Consider the following 17,595-nt stretch of genomic DNA (forward strand, 5'->3'; position numbering starts at 1 on the left):
GAAGGACCTGCTCATGACGCTCGCCATCCCGAATGCCAGTTACCAGCCCCCGCGCAACCCGACGGAGGAGGTCCTCTGCGAGCTCTGGAGCGCGCTGCTGGAAGTCGATCGCGTGGGCATCCACGACGACTTCTTCGAGCTCGGCGGCCACTCCCTCATCGCCACCCAGCTCGTCTCGCGGCTCAACGAGCTCTTCCATCTCCGCTTCCCCCTGCCCAGCATCTTCGATGCGCCCACCATCGCGGAGCTGTCGAAAGCCATCGAGTCGGCGCGGGGTGCCTCGGCACCGGAGCAGGACGTGGCCCTCCGCCCTGGCACTTCCGGAGACGCGCTGCCGCTCTCGTTCGCGCAGGAGCGGCTCTGGTTCATGGAGCAGCTCCACCCAGGGACCGCCACCTACAACATCCCCGTCTTCTACCGCATCACCTCACCGCTCGATGTCGGCGTGCTCCAGCGCGCCCTCGATGAGCTGCTCCGCCGCCACGAGTCGCTCCGCGCCACCTTCGCCGCCAGCGGTGCGACGCCGGTCTCGCGCATCACGCCGCCGCGCGCCTTCCCCTTGCCGGTCATCAACCTGAGCCACCTCTCCGAGGACGCGCGCGTGGTGGAGCTGTCGCGCATCACCGAGGCGCAAGCACAAGCCCCCATCAACATCCACACAGGTCCCCTCCTCCGAGGCACCCTGCTCCGGCTCCAGGAACGCGACCACCGGCTCCTCCTCACGGTCCATCACATCGTCTCCGACGGCTGGACGGTGGGCGTGCTCATGCGTGAACTCCGGACGCTGTATTCGGACTTCACGGCGGGACGGCCTTCATCCCTCCCCTCGCTCGACCTCCGGTATGCCGACTTCGCCGACTGGCAACGGAAGTGGATGCCAGGACAAACCCAGGAGCGGCTCCTTCCCTACTGGCGCAAGCGTCTCGCGGGAGCTCCCACCCTCCTCGCGCTCCCCACCGACCGCCCCAGGCCCGCCGTCCAACGGTTCAAAGGCACCCGGCGGACCTTCCACCTCCACGAGGAATCCGCACGGGCCATCGACGCGCTCTGCCGCAAGGAGCGCACGACGCTGTTCATGACGCTCCTCGCGGGCTTCAGCGTCCTCCTCCAGCGATACTCGGGACAGGAGGACCTCGTCCTCGGCTCGCCCATCTCCGGGCGCATCCGGCCGGAGGTGGAGGGACTCGTCGGCTTCTTCGTCAACACGCTCGTCCTGCGCAATGACCTGTCGGGCAACCCGCGCTTCGTCGACCTCCTGGCCCGCGTGCGCGAGGTCACCCTGGGTGCGTTCGCCCACCAGGAGCTGCCGTTCGAAAAGCTGGTCGAAGCCCTCCAGCCGGAGCGCACCCTCCGCCACGCGCAGCTCTTCCAGGTGATGTTCGTCCTCCAGAACGCGCCCACGCTGGCGGCGGACCCGTCCGCGGCGCTCCAGCTCAGCGCCACGGCGGAGTCCTGGGAGGTGAACACCGGGACGGCGAAGTGCGACCTCATCCTCTACATGGCGAGGACCGCCGAAGGACTTCGCGCCACCTTCGAGTACGACACGGACCTCTTCGATGACGCGCGCATCGAACGCATGGCGGAGCACCTCCAGGTCTTGCTGGAGGCCGCGGCCAACGACCCGCACCAGCGCATCTCCGAGCTGCCCCTGCTCATGCCCGCCGAGCGCCACCGGGTGCTGAGCGAGTGGAACGCCGCTTCCGCCGACTTCCCTCGCGACCGCTGCATCCCTGCGCTCTTCTCCGAGCAGGCCGCGAGGACGCCGGACGCCACCGCCGTCTCCTACGGCGCCCAGCGGCTCACATACCGGGAGCTCGACGCCCGGTCCAACCAGCTCGCCCGACATCTGCGTTCGCTCGGCGTGGGTCCCGAGGTCCTCGTCGGCTTGTGTGTCGAGCGCTCCGTGGACCTCGTCGTCAGCATGCTCGGCATCCTCAAGGCCGGAGGTGCCTACCTGCCGCTGGAGGCGTCCTATCCGGCAGAACGCCTGGCCTTCATGCTCGAGGACTCCCGCGTCGGACTCCTGCTCGTCCACGAAGCCCGGCTGCGACACCTGCCGCCCTTCCAGGGCCCCATCGTCCGCATCGACGAGGCAGGAGACGCTGTCTCGCGGCAGTCCGACCTTCCGCTCCCACTGACCTCGGGACCCGACCACGTCGCCTACGTCATCTACACCTCGGGCTCCACGGGCAGGCCCAAGGGCAGCGCCATCCTTCATCGCGGCGTCGCGGCCCTGCTCCTGAACTCCGACTTCGTCGGCTTCGCGCCGGAGGACCGCGTCGCGCAAGCCTCCAACGCCTCCTTCGACCCGAGCACTTTCGAAATCTGGGGCGCGCTGCTCCACGGAGCCCATCTCGTCGGCATCACCGCCGACCCGGCGCGCGAGCCGTACGAACTCGCCGCCCAGGTCCAGGCCGAAGCCATCACCATCATGTTCGTCACCACCGCGGTGCTCCATCTCATGGCGCGCCAGGTGCCGGACGCCTTCCGCGATGTCCACACGCTGGTCTTCGGAGGCGAAGCCGCGGACCCGCTGGCCCTGCGCGAAGTGCTCCGGCACGGGCCACCCCGGAGGCTGCTCAACGGCTACGGGCCCACCGAATGCACGGTCTTCTCCACCTTCGACCCCATTGATTCGCCCCCACCGTTGGGACGCCCCGTGCCCATTGGCCGCGCCATCACGAACGGTCCCGTCTACCTGTTGGACGCACACCTGCGGCCGGTGCCCATCGGCGTCCCCGGAGAGCTCTACGTCGCGGGCGAGCGCCTGGGCCGTGGGTACTTCAACCGCCCGGAGCTCACCGCGCGGACCTTCGTGCCAGACCCCTTCAGCACGCGGCCCGGTGCGCGCCTCTACAAGACGGGAGACCTGGGCCGGCACCTGCCCGACGGCCGCATCGAGTACCTGGGGCGCGTCGACCTGCAGGTGAAGATTCGCGGCTTCCGGGTGGAGCTGGGTGAGATTGAGGAACAGTTGCGCCAGCACCCGGCCGTGAAGGACTGCACGGTGGTGGCGCTCCAGGCAGGCGGAGACCGCAAGCTCGCCGCGTATGTCGTCGCGCGTGATGAGCCGCCCGCTCAGGCCTCGCTGCGCACCTGGCTGCGGGACCGGCTGCCAGAGCACATGGTGCCCGCGTCATTCACCCTGCTGCCCACGCTGCCGCTGACTCACAACGGCAAGGTGGACCGCCGCGCCCTGCCCTCGCCCGAGCCCGCGCAGGGAGATGCCTCCAGCTATCAGGCGCCTCGCAACTTCACGGAGGAGGTGCTTTGCCGGCTGTGGGCCTCGCTCCTGGAGATGGAGCGCGTGGGCATCCACGACAACTTCTTCCACCTCGGCGGCCATTCGCTCCTCGCCACGCAAGTCGTGTCGCGGGTCCGCGCCGAGCTTGGCGTCGAGCTGTCACTGCGCACGCTGTTCGCGGGCCCCACGGTGGCCCAGTTGGCGCAACAGCTCTCCAGTCCAGAGACCTCGGTCGCGCTCGCGCGTCCCGTGCCGCCCCTGCGCCGGGTGCCTCGCGAGGGCGCGCTGCCCGTGTCCTTCGCCCAGGAGCGGCTCTGGCGATTCTTCCAGCGGGCCCCCGAGTCCAGCGCCTACAACATCCCCCGCGCGTTCCGGCTGACGGGCCCGCTGGAGCCTCGCCACCTCGAAGCCGCGTTCCAAGGGCTCATCGCCCGGCACGAAGCGCTGCGCCTCACCTATGCCGAAGAGGCGGGCGTGCCCGTGCAACGGATTCAGCCACCGCCCTCCTTCCAGCTTCGGCAGGTGGACCTCCGAGGCAGGGAGGACCGGGAAGAGGAGGCCCTGCGCGACATGCTGTCGTCCGCGCTGCGCCCGTTCGACCTGACGCGAGGCCCCCTCATGCACGCGTCGCTGCTGCGCCTGGGGGACGAGGAACACATCGTCTTCTTCTGCATGCACCACATCGCATCGGATGGCTGGTCCCTGGGCATCCTCGCGCGCGAGCTGGGCCGGCTCTACACGGCCAGCGTCACGGGTGAAGACGCGGGGCTGCCGCCGCTGACCATTCAGTACCCGGACTATGGGACGTGGCAGCGCGACTGGCTGTCGGGTGACGAGCTGAAGGAACGGATTGGCTTCTGGCAGAAGGCGCTCGAGGGGGCGCCGACGCTGTTGAACCTGCCCACGGACCGGCCTCGACCGCCGACGCGGACGTTCACCGGGCTTCGACTGCCCGTGGACTTCGGCGCCGAGCGCAGCCGGGCATTGCACGGCCTCTGTCGCCGCGAACAGGTGACGCCCTTCATGGCGCTACTGGCGGCCTTTGGCGCCGTGCTGGCCCGATACGCGGGACAGGAGGAGGTCATCATCGGCTCGCCCATCGCCAACCGGCTCCAGCCGGAGCTGGAGCCGCTCATCGGGATGTTCGTCAACGGGCTGTGCCTGCGCGTCAACCTGCGTGGACGGCCACCCTTCCGCGAGCTGCTCCAGCGGGTGCGCGAGGAAACCCTGGCGGGTTATGCCCACCAGGAGGTGCCCATCGACCAGGTCATCGCGTCGCTCGGAGTGGAGCTGCCAGCCAACCGGCCACCCGTATTCCAGACGATGTTCGTCCTGCAGAACACGCCCACCGCGCCGCTGGAGTTCCCAGGCCTCACCGTGACGCCCGTCCCCGTCAACCGCGGCTCCGTGACCTACGAGCTCACCCTGGCGCTCTCGGAGACCTCCGAGGGATTCACCGGCACGCTGGAGTTCAACACCGATTTGTTTGAAACCCACACCGCTGAACGGCTGCACGCGAACCTTGTAAAACTATTGGACGACGTGTTGATAAATCCACACATGCCAATGACAGTCACCCCTGAATGATAGCGTCTCCTCCCAGAAGTACATCCACTCAACGTCCACCCCAGGAGATGGCGATGCACAAGCACGTGAAGACCCTGTCGTTGGCCCTTGTCACGATGGTTCTGGGAGCAACGCCGGTCGTCGCTCAGACAAGCAGCGAGCCCATGTATTGGACGACCCTGTACAGCGATGCCACGTATTCGACGGAGGTCGGATACATCTATCCCAGTTGCACCGGGCGTGGCGTGCAGTACACCCTGGTCGGCACCTATACCTATTTCCAGGTCGATAACTTCGTCGGCACTTGCGGCCCGGGCGGAGTGGAGCCGCTGTAAGCCACGACGGAGCACCGCGGTGCGTCCGCCGGCCTGTGCGCATCAGGCCGGCGGAGCGGCGTTCACTCCATCGTGGAGTTCGTCACGGTGATGGGCGTGTCATCGTGGTTCGAAATCTGCGGGTGCGTCGGGTACCACGAGCCGCCCGTGTTGTTGCGAATCACGGACCGGTCGATGCGGATGTTCCCCGAGTGGTCATTGCTCACGAAGAAGATGGCGCTGCCGTGCGCGTTGACCTCGTTGTGCTCGATGCGCGTGCCACACAGCGACAGCGTCATCGTGTTGCCATCGTTGTAGATGGCGCCGCCGCTCCCGCCCCCCGGGGTGCCCGGCCGCGCGGGGTTCGCGCCGTTGCCAATGGCCCGGTTGTGGGAGAACAAGCTGTTGAGCACGGTCCACGACACGCCGATGCTGCTGATGCCGCCGCCGTTGGAGCAGACACCGCCGTACCCGGGCTGGCCGCCGAAGGTCGTGTTCACCACGTAGACAGGCTGGTTCCGGTGCTGGCTGAACACGCGAAGGGCCCCGCCGCCCACGTCGGGTCCCGTGTCCGCGCAGACGTTGTTGAAGAACCGGGAGTTGATGACCTTCACGCGCCCGCCGCGCACCCAGACCGCGCCGCCGCCGTCGAACTCGGTCTCCGCCTTGGCGTTGGCGTCCACGAAGGTCAGGTTCTGAAGCGTCAGCCGCGGGTGGTCCTGGTCCTGGCAGTGCGAGGTCGTCCACACCTGGTTCCGGTCACAGGTGTTCATGTAGAGGATGCGGTGGCGCCCCGCCCCGCTGAGCGTCACCAGCCCCTTGCCGTCGATGACGATCTCCGGCCCCGTGTCGTTGAAGACCTTCGCGGTCCGCTCCAACGTGATGACCACCGGCTCGGGCCCGCAGTCGAAGGTAATCACCCCGCCCTTCGCCACGGCCTGGATGAAGGCCTCGCTGGTGCAGCTCGCTGGACTCCCCGTGCCGACGACGCTGGTGGGACGCGAGACGTCCGCGAGGCCCGCCTCGGCTGGAATGGCGCAGGTGGCCTCCGGATTCTGGTTCCCGGCGGGAGGCCCGTCCTTGGGGTTCGTCAGGGGATTCGGCGTGTCGACGCCAGCCCCGTCATCCGAGCACCCCAAGCCGCCGACGAAGGACAGGCCAAGAAGCGCGAGCGCGGGCAGCCGACGAAATCTCTCGAGATGCATGAAGCCTCCGGTCCGGAGGCAGTGTAGCCCGCCGGGCCTGCGGAGGCCGCGCACCGCACGTCGAGCAGCGCCCCACCCGCCCCGAGGGATACCGGGTGAGGCGCATGCTTCAAGACGAACGGCCCCGCGCTACTGCACGCCGAGCCACGGCCCCCAGTTCACCATGCGCGTCTCGCCCACGGACTCGCGCTTGCCGCCCGCGCCCGTGCGCTCGGTGCCGCTGGCGAGCGGCTGGAAGCGAGCTTCATACGGCATGCCCGCGAGCTCCGACGCCCAGGGGTCCGCCGCGTAGGTCTCCGAGAAGACGTGCTGTGTGCCGTCGACGTCCTCGGGACGCTGCTCCGTGACCGCGGGCACGGAGCGACTTCCCGCGGTGAAGGTGACCCGCGCGCTGGAAGCACCCACGGGAGGCCAGTCCCCGGAGGACAGCACTTCCCAGGGCAGGCTCATCAGCAGGTCCTCCAGGGGCTCCGGCTCCGCCTGGGAGAAGTCGGAGCACGGGGCCCCGCCCGCGCCCACCGGCCCCTCCGTGCGCAGGACATAGCCGCGCTCGGCGGTGATACAGACACGCGCCACCTCATGCGTGGGCGCGATGTCCACCTTCCTGTCGTAGTACGCGCCAGGCCCCAGCGGCCGCTCCAGCGCGGGGACGGGCGTGCGGGTGGCGGGCGAGCCCTCGTTCAGCTCCTGCAATGACAGTTGAATGCGGCCCGGCGTGCGGAACCCGGCCGTCTCGACCGTGGCCTCGAGCAGGCCCCGGGTGAGGTAGAGCGGCCCCGAGTCATTCGCATACACGCGCGAGCGCAGCGGCCCGTCCACGGGGCGCTGGTCACTGACATAACGGAGGGCCTCCCAGGTGCGCCCCGCGAGGGAGGGACTCTCCGCGCTGGCCGTGCCCGAGTGAGGAACGTCGAGCGGGCGCGTTTCGTCCGAGCGCACGGGCACCACCAGGTCCTTGGCCAGCCGCGTCGAGGGCAGCGCGCCTCCCGCGGCATCCGTGTACGCCACGCGGACCCAGACCCACGGCGCCTGGACGGACACCACATCCAGCGTCAAACGGCCCTCCACCGTCCTCGCGGTGTCACCACCTTCGGGTGATGGGCCCTGCGACGCGGAGAAGGCGTAGCTGACGCGGTCCCCCACGCGAGCGCGGCTCCAGGCTTCAGCCGCCTGGCGGGTCGAAAAGGACTGATCCTGGGCATCCATCGGCGAGGGGCTGTTTGACTTCGTGCCCCCACAGCCAGGGAGGACTGACAGAGCCGCGCCCAGCAGCGCGGCGGCAGAATAGGTGACGTGGCGCATTGGCATGGGCGACTGGATACACCGAGCGCGTGGGCATCCACTCGACTTTCCCGAATAACGCGTTCAGCCGTGCGTCAGTGCACTTTTCACCGATTGCGTTATTTCAAAGGTGGAGTTTGTTTTCACCTATGGCATACACCGCCTGGGGTGTCTTTGCCCCACAGGGCAGGTGCCCGATAACCAGACATCACTGTGTGGTTTCGCAACGCCCCCCGTTTCCAGCAAAATCCCTCGTACTATCGCGGACTTGGAGACTCGGGCGTCAACGCCATTTACGAGTCCGTCACTGAGCCTTGGTGCGCGGACACTCCAGACTAAGCAACACTTTCGGCTTTCTCAGTCTATACGATACGTTGGCCCCTCAATTGCTCAGAGGCTGGGACGCGTCTCACCGCGGCTGGTGGACACCAGGCGGACGACGCGTCCCCCCGTAGTCAACAATCCGGAGCCTTCGATGCCCATGTTCCAGAAGATGTTCAAGGGAGCTGCAGTCCTCGTGGTGAGCGGTAGCGCGCTGCTGACCGGCTGCGGTGCCGACATGCAGGGCGGAGAGCTGGGCGAGCAGGAGGAGATCATCGCCAACGTCACCGAGGCCGGCTTCCCCGCGGACGACGTCATGGTCCACGAAGGCAAGGTCTATGTCGGCCGCGATGCGCACGTGACGCTCGAGGCGTCGCGCGAGATGGCCGAGCTGGCCAAGCAGGGCCCCGAGCACTATCGGACCACCAACCGCGTCACCGTCACCACCATCTGCGTCAACCCGACGTCCGCGTTCACGTCCTACAGCCGCCTGAACACGGGCCTCACGCAGGCCATCAACAACTACAACGCCCTGGGCCTCACCATCCGGCTGCAGCGCGGTGGCTCGGGCTGCCAGGCGAGCATCACCGCCCAGACGACGTCCGGCGCGGGTGGCTCGGCGGGCTTCCCCTCCGGTGGCCGTCCCTACGGCGTCATCAACATCGGCACGGGCCTGCAGAGCTACAACCAGGGCGTGAGCACGCACGTCATCGCGCACGAGATTGGCCACGCGCTCGGCCTGCGTCACACGGACTACTTCAACCGCAGCATCAGCTGCGGTGGCGCGGCCCAGAACGAGGGCACCGCGGGCGTGGGCGCCGTCCACATCCCGGGCACGCCGACGACCAACGTCACGTCGACCACGTCCATCATGAACTCCTGCTTCAGCGCCTCCTCGACGGGCGTCTTCACGTCGTCCGATCGCACGGCCCTCAACTGGCTGTTCTAAGACATGGCGCATCCCCCTAGGGATTCCTTCCTGATGCAGTGGGGGATGCTCCTCGCTGGCACGGTCGCCGTGGGCCTCAGCGCCTGCGGTGGCCGTGCCGAGCGAACCGAGCCTTCGGTTTGTGAGACGCCTTCCAATCCGGAGGTTCGTGCTTTCACGCAGTGCGGTCCGACGCTCGACTTCACCCCCATCAACCGCTACGAGGGGGAGTTCTCGGACGTCATCCAGGACCGTGAAGACGCCGTCGTCTTCATTGACGGGCGCTGCACCGGAACGTTGATTGAAGCCAGCGCGGGCCCCGTGGTGCTCACCGCGGGCCATTGTGTCCGGCTCGGCGACGTGTCGCTGTTGGTCTTCAACTTCGAGGACGACGCGGACGGTGACCCGCTGATCACGGAAGGCACCGTCATCGAGCAATCGCTGGCGCCCGACTACGCGCTCATCCGGCTCGACGTCCTCCCCGACATCACCCCCACGCTGTTGTCGACGGTGCCGACCGAGCGGCTGGCCATCGTCCAACATCCCCGCGGCTACCCGAAGGCCATCGCCGAGGGCGACTACCTGGACGCGTGCAACGGGGTCATCTTCTACAAGGACCTGGACACCCTGGTCGCCAGCTCCGGCGCGGGCGTCCTCAACCGCCAGGGCCACCTGGTGGGCGTCCACACCGACGGCAACTGTGAAGTCAGTGGCCGGGGCTCCAACCGGGGCTGGACGGTGGAGGCCATTGTCGAGGCCTCCGAGTATCTGCAGGACAGCGACATCCTCGAGCGGTGAGCCCAGACAGACGCTGTGCCCCTTGGTCCTCCAACCAGGCGCGGGCACAGAGCTGTCACGCAGGCCCCGTTGACGCGAAAAGCCACGCCGATTATCCGCAGCGCTCACCGCGTGGAAGGCGGCGAGTGGCGGCGTGAGCACCTGGCGCGCGTTGTTTGACCCCCAATCAAGCAGCGGCGCTCGCACCTGACGTCACTCGACGTGCTTCTCGCGACATGCGAGACGCTGGCGCGAGCCGAGGCGTTGTCGCCCCGCCTCACGGAGTCGCCGCCCCCATGGAAGTCGCAGCCTCGCCGAACGCCGGACCGCAAGGCGCCTCCCATCTGGGGTTGTTCCGGCTCACCTGGCCCATCTTCCTGGAGTTGCTGCTGTTCATGATGATGGGCACGGCGGACACGCTGATGCTCAGCGGCGTGTCGGATGACGCCGTCGCCTCGGTGGGCGTCGTCAACCAGTACGTCTTCATCTGCATCCTCATCATGGAGGTGGTGGGGCACGGCGCGGCCATCGTGGTGGCCCAGTACCTGGGCGCGCGCAGGCAGGTGGAGGCCGCGCGCATCTCCGCCATCGCCGTCACGCTGAACCTCGCGCTGGGCGTCACCGTCAGCGCGGGCCTGCTGCTCACCGGCGACGCCATCCTGGGCGGCATGAATCTGCAGGGCCACATGCTGGCCTACGCCAAGACGTACCTGCACATCGTCGGCGGCTTCCTCTTCCTCCAGGCCCTCATCAACGTCTTCGCCGGCCTCCTGCGCACCTACGGCTTCACCCGCGCGTCCATGTTCGTCTCGCTGGGGATGAACGTGCTGCACATTGGCGGCAACTACGTGCTCATCGCGGGGCACTTCGGCTTCCCCGCGCTGGGCGTGGCGGGCGCGGCCATCTCCACGGTGGTGAGCCGGGCCCTCGCGCTGGGCGTCTTCGTCTATGTGCTCTACCGGGTGATGCCGGTGAAGATGCGGGCGCGCGACTACGTGACGTTCTCCAAGGACCACGTCCGCAAGATTCTCAAGGTCGGCCTGCCCTCCGCCTTCGAGCAGGCCACGTACCAGGGCTGCCAGACGGTGTTCCTGTACTACGTGACGTTCCTGGGCCCGGTGGCCATGGCCTCGCGGCAGTACGCGCACGCCATCTCCCAGTACGTCTTCCTGTGCAGCCTGGCCATTGGCATGGGGACCTCCATCATCGTGGGCCGGCTGGTGGGCGCCCGCCGCGCCGATGACGCCTTCACACAGGCCCTGCGCAGCCTGAAGTGGGGCCTGGGCATCACGGTGGTGGTGGACGCGGCCGTCATCCTCTTCCGCGTGCCGCTGGTGTCCCAGTTCACGGCGAATGCCGACATCATCCAACTGACGGCGCAGGTCATCGTCATCGGGCTCGTGTTGGAGACGGGGCGCTGCTTCAACCTGGTACTCATCAACGCCCTGCGCGCCGCCGGTGACGCGACGTTCACCGTCTACATGGGCATCGCGTCCATGGTCTGCATGAGCCTGCCGCTGGGCTACTACCTCGTCTTCCACCTGGGCCTGGGCCTGGCCGGCGTATGGATGGCGGTGGCGGCGGATGAGTGGGTGCGCGGCATCACCATGTGGCTGCGCTGGAAGAGCCGCGCCTGGGAGCAGAAGGCCCTCGTCTCCCCCGCCGCGGAGCCCGAAGTCCCCCAGGTCGCCGCGGCGGCCGCCTGAGCGACGGGCTCAGGTGGTGACGACCAGGCCGTCCCGCACCGTCACCGGCCACGGCGTCAGCTTGCCGCCCGAGCACGGGCCGCCCACGCACAGGCCGTCCTCCACCTGGAACAGCGCGCCGTGCCACCCGCAGACGATGAGCCCCTTGTCGGGCGTCAGGTAGCGGTCCAGCTCGCGCGCCAGGGGCAGGCCCGCATGGGGACACCGGTCCACGTACCCGTGGACCGCGTCCCCCTTGCGCACCAGGAAGCCGTGGAAGAACGCGTCGCCAATCTTCAGCACGAGGTTGCGCGAGCCCGGGTCCTCCAGCGCGCTCACCGGCAGCAGCTTCACGTTGGCCGGCGTCGTCCAGACGCGCTTGCGCGCCGGTGTTCCGCCCTCCGCGCTCACGAGGCCCTCAAGGCAGCTTCGCCTTCTGGAAGCCCGACCAGCACGCGTCGTAGTCCGGCTGGAGCGCCGGGGACTCCATCGCGAGGCGCGTCGGGCGGATGACCCAGCGCGACTCGAACATGAAGGCCAGCGTGTCCTTGATTTTGTGCGGCTTCAGGTCCGCCTGCACGGCCTGCTCGTAGCTCGCCTTGTCCGGGCCGTGGCCGCTCATGCAGTTGTGCAGCGACGCGCCTCCGGGCGCGAAGCCACCGGCCTTGGCGTCGTAGACCCCGTGCACCAGGCCCATGAACTCGCTCATCACGTTGCGATGGAACCAGGGCGGCCGGAAGGTGTGCTCGGCCACCATCCACCGCGGCGGGAAGATGACGAAGTCGCAGTTGGCCGTGCCCGGCACCTCACTGGGCGACGTGAGGACCGTGAAGATGGACGGGTCCGGGTGGTCGAAGCTCACCGTGTTGACGGTGTTGAACCGGGACAGCTCGTACTTGTACGGCGCCAGGTTCCCGTGCCACGCGACCACGTCCAGCGGCGAGTGCGCATACCGCGCCGCCCACAGGCGGCCCTGGAACTTCTGCACCACCTCCGTGGGGCGGTCCACGTCCTCGAAGGCCGCCACGGGCGTCAGGAAGTCGCGCGGGTTCGCCAGGCCGTTGGCGCCAATGGGCCCCAAATCCGGCAGGCGGAAATGCGCGCCGTGGTTCTCACAGACGTAGCCGGCGGCCTGCCCTTCGGGCAGCTCCACCCGGAAGCGCACGCCCCGGGGCACCACGCCAATCTCCCCCGGCGCCAGCTCCAGCAGCCCCAGCTCGGTGACGAGCCGCAGCCGCCCCGCCTGCGGTACGAGAAGCAGCTCACCATCCGCGTCGAAGAACACGCGGTCCACCATGGAGCGGTTGGCACCATACAGGTGGATGCTGATGCCCGCGCCCGTCCCCGCGTCTCCGTTGCCCGCGTAGGTGACGAGCCCGTCCACGAAGTCGGTGGGCGTGGACGGCGCCGGCCGCGGATCCCACCGCAGCCGGTTGGGAGACACCGGCACCTCGTCGAAGGGGCCGCTGCGCAGCGGGCCCTGCGGCAGGGGCTGGAACGCCGAGTGCGCGGCGCTGGGCCGCAGGCGGTACAGCCACGAGCGCAGGTTCTCCCGGCGCGGCGCGGTGAAGGCCGAGCCCGAGAGCTGCTCGGCATAGAGGCCGTACGGCGTCCGCTGGGGCGAGTTCTGCCCCTGAGGCAGTGCGCCAGGCACCGCCTCGGTGGCGAACTCATTGCCGAAGCCGGACAGATAGGCGCCGGGAGCCGTCTTGAGGGCGCTCTCCGGCGACACCTCGGAGTGAGACTGAGTGGTCACCGGAATCTCCTGGGAAGCGCGACGCGCGGACTAGCTGGCCGGGTCGACCTGGATGACGCCGCGGCGAATCTGGTCCAGCTCGATGGACTCGAAGAGCGCCTGGAAGTTGCCGTTGCCGAAGCCCTCGTTGCCCTTGCGCTGGATGATTTCGAAGAAGATGGGCCCGAAGAGGTTCTCGGTGAAGATCTGGAGCAGCAGCCCTTCGTCCTCGCTGCCGTCGATGAGGATGCGATTCTTCCGCATCCGCGTCAGGTCCTCGCCGTGGTTGGGCACGCGCTTGTCCACCAGGTCGTAATAGGTGTCGAGCGTGTCCTGCAGGGCCACGCCGCGCGCGCGCAGCTTCTCCACGGTGCCGTAGATGTCCGGCGTGGTGAGCGCCAGGTGCTGGATGCCCTCGCCCTTGTACTGGCGGATGAACTCTTCAATCTGCGACTTGTCGTCCTGGCTCTCGTTGAGCGGGATCCGGATGGCCTGGTCCGGGGCGATCATCGCCTGGCTGAACAGGCCCGTGGCCTGGCCCTTGATGTCGAAGTACTTCTGCTCGGAGAAGCCGAAGATGCGGCTGTAGAAGGACGACCAGGTGCGCATCTGGCCGCGGCGCACGTTGTGCGTCAGGTGGTCCAGCGTCTCCAGGCCCACGCTGTTCTTCGCCTCGGCCTCCTCGGCGCCCGGCAGCTCCTGCCAGGTGTCATAGAGCGAGCCCTTCGCGCCGTGCCGGTCCACGAGATACAGCAGGCTGCCGCCGATGCCCTCCAGGACATAGGAGCCTTCGCCCAGCGAGCCGCGCTCCGGGTCAGCGGCCTTCGCGCCGCGCTCCAGCGCCATCTCGTACGCCGCGCGCGCGTTGGCCACGCGGAAGGCCATTCCGCTGGCGGACGCGCCGTGCGCCGCGCGGAACTCGGCGGCCTGCCCCTCCGTCTCGCGGTTGATGAGCAGGTTGATGCCGCCCTGCTTGTAGCGAATCAGCTCCTTGGTCGGGTGCTTGGAGTACGCGGTGAACCCCAGCCGCTCGAAGAGGCGCACCATCACCTCGGGCTCGGGGCTCGTGAACTCCACGAACTCGAAACCGTTCAGCCCCAGCGGGTTCTCTGCCGTATCCACCATGACGCCACCTCCAAGTACGCTGAGCACGGGAAACCGCTCCCCGCGCGGTGCACGAGACGCCCCTAACGAGGAGCCCCTTCCACCGCCCAAAGTAGGAATGGTCTCCTTGCGGAAAAAGTACAAAGACCTGCCAGAGACTGTCAGATGGATGCACAGCGCCTCGCGTCGTGAATCACGCTTCAAGTCTCCCTCCGCGCCCCGCTGTCCCAGGCGGCGCGTGGGTGTTCAGGAGCGGACGCTGGCGCCGGTGCGAGCGCCCGGTCCCCTGCCTGGCTTCGACTCAGCCGTTCTCGTGCGCCCGGAAGGAGGCAGGCTCTATCGTGCATAGGTAGAAAGCGCTGCCTGCCTTCGAACCCGACCATCCGCGTGAAACATCTCACTTCCCAGACTGAACCCTCCGCTCCCGGTGGCGAACTCGGCGCGCTCCTGCGAACGCATGACTGGAGCCAGACGAGACTCGGCCCCTATGCGTCATGGTCTCGGCCGCTGAAGTCCTTCGTCACCATGATTCTGGAGATGCCGGCCCCGGCCATCATCTTCTGGGGTCACGAGCTCATCCAGCTCTACAACGATGGCTACGCCGTCATCATGGGCCCCCGGCATCCCCGCTACCTGGGCGCCACCTACCGGGAATGCTGGCCCGACACCTATCCGGTCATCCACCCGTGGATGCGCAAGGTGCTGGAGACGGGTGAAATCAAGCAGGTGGAGAAGACCTTCTTCCTGCTCACCCGCTACGGGTTCAACGAGGAGGCCTACTTCACCTTCGACTTCAGCCCGCTGCGAGATGACGAAGGCAACATCGCGGGCATCCTCCAGGTGGTCTTCGAGGTCACCGACGTGGTGCTCGGCGAGCGCCGTCTGGCGACGCTCCGCGCGCTGGCCCCGCGCGTGGACGCCGTCGAAAGCCCCACCACGGACGCCATCCGCGCGCTGGCCGACAACGTGAAGGACATCCCCTTTTCCCTCATCTACCACTGCGACCGGACCACGCAGCGACTGGAGCTCACGGGCACCTCGGGGCTCGACGGGATGTCTCGGGAGGGCGCCCCGTTGGACCTGGAGCGCATCACCGAGGCCGCCCGGCAGGCCATGGACTCCGACGCCCCGGTGATGCTCGAGCCGGTGCAGACGCTGCTCGGCACCCGCCACTTCGGCTTCTGGCCGGAGCCCACGGAGACCGCGCTGGCCCTGCCCTTGCGGCGCTCCAGCACGGACACGCTGCGCGGCGTGGTCGTCCTGGGCATCAGCCCGCGCCTGCGCTTCGACGCCACCTACCGCCAGTTCTTCGAGGACCTGGCGCGCGAGCTGGCCACCCATTTGACCGTGGAGCAGGAGAAGCGCGCGGAGCGAGAGGCCTTCCGTGGCGCGCAGGAGGCCCGGAGCCAGGCCGAGGCGGAGGTCGCGCGCCGCGCCCAGGCGGAGGCCGCGCTCCGGAGCAGCGAGGAGCGGCTCCGCATGGCGCTGGCCGCCGGGCAGTTGGGCGTCGTGGAGCTCCAATACGCCAGCGGCGTGTTGACGTGGGATGAGCGCGCGCTCCAGCACGTCGGCCTGCCCGCCGGGCAGGCGCCCACGCTTCAGGAAGCCACGGCCCGCATCCACCGCGACGATGTGGAGCGCGCGCGCCGCATCATCGAACGGGCGCTGCATCCGGGCGCGGGCGCGACGCGGCTGGAGTGCCGCGTCCAGGGCTGGGATGGCGTGGAGCGGTCGCTGCTCGCCATGGTGAAGACGCACTTCGACGCGCAGGGGCAGCCCGACCGCGTCGTGGGCGCGCTTCAGGATGTCACGGAGCAACGCAGCGCGGAGCTGGAGCGAGAGCGGCTGGCCACCATCGTCGAGCAGTCCACGGACTTCATCGGCGTGGGCAACGAACAGGGCCAGGCCTTGTGGGTGAACGAAGCGGGCCGGCGGCTGCTGGGCATGGGGCGCAACGAGGACGCCACCCAGTACATGCTGGCCGACTTCTTCCTGCCCGAGGACCGCGCGTACGTCGCCGAGCACATCGCGCCGCAGCTCCTCAATGGCGGCCGGTGGGAGGGCGAGTTCCGCTTCCGTCACTTCCCGACGGGCGCGCCCATTCCGGCGCACTACAACACCTTCGCCCTCACCGACCCCACCACGCGGCGCCAGATTGGCATCGCCACCGTGAGCCGCGACATCCGCGAACAGAAGCGGCTGGAGGCGGAGCGCGAGGCGCTGCTCACCCGGGAGCGCGCGGCCCGTGAGGAGGCGGAGGAGGCCAACCGGCTCAAGGACGAGTTCCTGGCCACCGTCTCACACGAGCTGCGCACCCCGCTCACGGCGGTGCTCGGCTGGGTGCAGATGCTGCGCACGGGGACGCTGCCCCAGGAGAAGCGGGAGCGCGCGCTCGCCACCGTGGAGCGCAACGCCCGCGCCCAGGGTCAGCTCATCGAGGACCTGCTCGACGTCAGCCGCATCATGACGGGCAAGCTGAAGCTGGAGGTGACGTCCGTCGACGTCAGCCAGGTCGTCGAGGCGGCGCTCGAGTCGATGAAGCCCGCCGCCGAGGCGAAGGGCATCCGCATCCAGGCCGCGCTCGACTCGGGCGGCAGCATCATGGGCGACACGAGCCGGCTCCAGCAGGTGGTGTGGAACCTGCTGTCCAACGCCGTGAAGTTCACCCCCAAGGGGGGCCGGGTGCAGGTGCTGGTGGAGCGGCGCAACTCGTCGGTGGAAATCACCGTCGCGGACACCGGCCAGGGCATCTCCGCGCACTTCCTGCCCCACGTCTTCGAGCGCTTTCGTCAGGCCGACGGCAGCACCACGCGCAAGACGGGCGGATTGGGGCTGGGCCTGTCCATCGTCCGGCACCTGGTGGAGCTGCACGGCGGCACCGTGTCCGTCGCCAGCGAGGGCGAGGGCCATGGCGCCACCTTCGTGGTCAGCCTGCCCCAGGCCGTGGCCCTGCGAAGAGAGCTCCTGGTGCCGCCCACCCTGCGCGCGCCGTTGATGGAGCAGGACATCCCCTGTCCGCCGCAGCTCGTGGGGCTCCGGCTGCTGGTGGTGGACGACGAGGAGGACACGCGCGAGCTGCTGCGCAGCATCATCGAGACCTGCGGCGGCCTGGTCACCACGGCCGGCTCCGCGGAGGAGGCGCTGGCCGTGATGCAGCGCCTGTCCTTCGACGTGCTCGTCTCCGACGTCGGCATGCCCCTGGAGGATGGGTACCGCTTCATCGCTCGCGTGCGGGCCCTGCCCGCGGAGCAAGGTGGAAGCCTGCCCGCCGTGGCCCTCACCGCGTACACGCGCATGGAGGACCGGACCCGGGCCTTGCTCGCGGGGTTCACCACCCACGTGCCCAAGCCCATTGAACCCGTGGAGCTGATGGCCGTCATCGCGTCCATGGCCAACCGGAGGCCTCCTCCCAAGCCCTGAGATGCCCTACCCTCC

General features: G+C 68.5%; 11 protein-coding genes. 6 read left to right on the plus strand and 5 right to left on the minus strand.

The genetic code is table 11. The annotated features are described in order from the left end of the window. Positions 1-13: 13 nt before the first annotated feature. On the plus strand, positions 14-4,831 hold the full coding sequence (locus A176_RS20445; RefSeq protein ID WP_002634939.1) for a non-ribosomal peptide synthetase: 4,818 nt from the start codon (positions 14-16) through the stop codon (positions 4,829-4,831). Between the two features lie 53 nt (positions 4,832-4,884). Then, entirely contained in the window at positions 4,885-5,145 is a 261-nt protein-coding gene (locus A176_RS20450; RefSeq protein ID WP_021781274.1) for a hypothetical protein, read from the plus strand. A 62-nt stretch (positions 5,146-5,207) separates the two neighbouring features. On the opposite strand, the gene A176_RS20455 is transcribed toward A176_RS20450, so the two are convergent. Beyond that, positions 5,208-6,329, minus strand: a complete 1,122-nt coding sequence (locus A176_RS20455; protein ID WP_002634937.1) for a hypothetical protein — start codon at positions 6,327-6,329, stop codon at positions 5,208-5,210. A gap of 129 nt (positions 6,330-6,458) precedes the next feature. Beyond that, positions 6,459-7,637 carry a DUF6068 family protein gene (locus tag A176_RS20460; protein WP_049872345.1) on the minus strand — a complete coding sequence of 393 codons (1,179 nt, stop codon included), beginning with the start codon at positions 7,635-7,637 and terminating at the stop codon, positions 6,459-6,461. 448 nt (positions 7,638-8,085) lie between these two features. Between A176_RS20460 and A176_RS20465 the strand changes: the two genes are divergently transcribed. The 3 genes from A176_RS20465 to A176_RS20475 all read left to right on the plus strand — a co-directional run bounded on the left by A176_RS20465 (position 8,086) and on the right by A176_RS20475 (position 11,342). Then, positions 8,086-8,880, plus strand: a complete 795-nt coding sequence (locus A176_RS20465; protein WP_002634935.1) for a M57 family metalloprotease — start codon at positions 8,086-8,088, stop codon at positions 8,878-8,880. Positions 8,881-8,883: 3 nt separating this feature from the next. Further along, positions 8,884-9,657 (plus strand): trypsin-like serine peptidase, encoded by a 774-nt coding sequence (locus A176_RS20470; protein ID WP_044890085.1) that lies wholly within the window; start codon positions 8,884-8,886, stop codon positions 9,655-9,657. 275 nt (positions 9,658-9,932) lie between these two features. Next, on the plus strand, positions 9,933-11,342 hold the full coding sequence (locus A176_RS20475) for an MATE family efflux transporter (protein WP_002634932.1): 1,410 nt from the start codon (positions 9,933-9,935) through the stop codon (positions 11,340-11,342). A gap of 9 nt (positions 11,343-11,351) precedes the next feature. Here the strand turns inward: A176_RS20475 and A176_RS20480 are convergent, their stop codons facing one another. The 3 genes from A176_RS20480 to hppD are packed head-to-tail and all read right to left on the minus strand — an operon-like array spanning position 11,352 to position 14,181. Further along, the gene (locus A176_RS20480; protein ID WP_002634931.1) at positions 11,352-11,732 is read right to left on the minus strand and encodes a Rieske (2Fe-2S) protein; all 381 of its coding nucleotides are present in this window, start codon (positions 11,730-11,732) and stop codon (positions 11,352-11,354) included. 7 nt (positions 11,733-11,739) lie between these two features. Next, on the minus strand, positions 11,740-13,077 hold the full coding sequence (gene hmgA / locus A176_RS20485; RefSeq protein WP_002634930.1) for a homogentisate 1,2-dioxygenase: 1,338 nt from the start codon (positions 13,075-13,077) through the stop codon (positions 11,740-11,742). Between the two features lie 30 nt (positions 13,078-13,107). Next, entirely contained in the window at positions 13,108-14,181 is a 1,074-nt protein-coding gene (hppD, locus tag A176_RS20490) for a 4-hydroxyphenylpyruvate dioxygenase (protein ID WP_002634929.1), read from the minus strand. Between the two features lie 504 nt (positions 14,182-14,685). Between hppD and A176_RS20495 the strand changes: the two genes are divergently transcribed. Continuing rightward, positions 14,686-17,580, plus strand: coding sequence for an ATP-binding protein (locus A176_RS20495; RefSeq protein WP_226993940.1), 2,895 nt, complete (start codon positions 14,686-14,688; stop codon positions 17,578-17,580). Positions 17,581-17,595: the final 15 nt, after the last annotated feature.

It is taken from the genome of Myxococcus hansupus (genome assembly GCF_000280925.3).
GTDB lineage: Bacteria > Myxococcota > Myxococcia > Myxococcales > Myxococcaceae > Myxococcus > Myxococcus hansupus.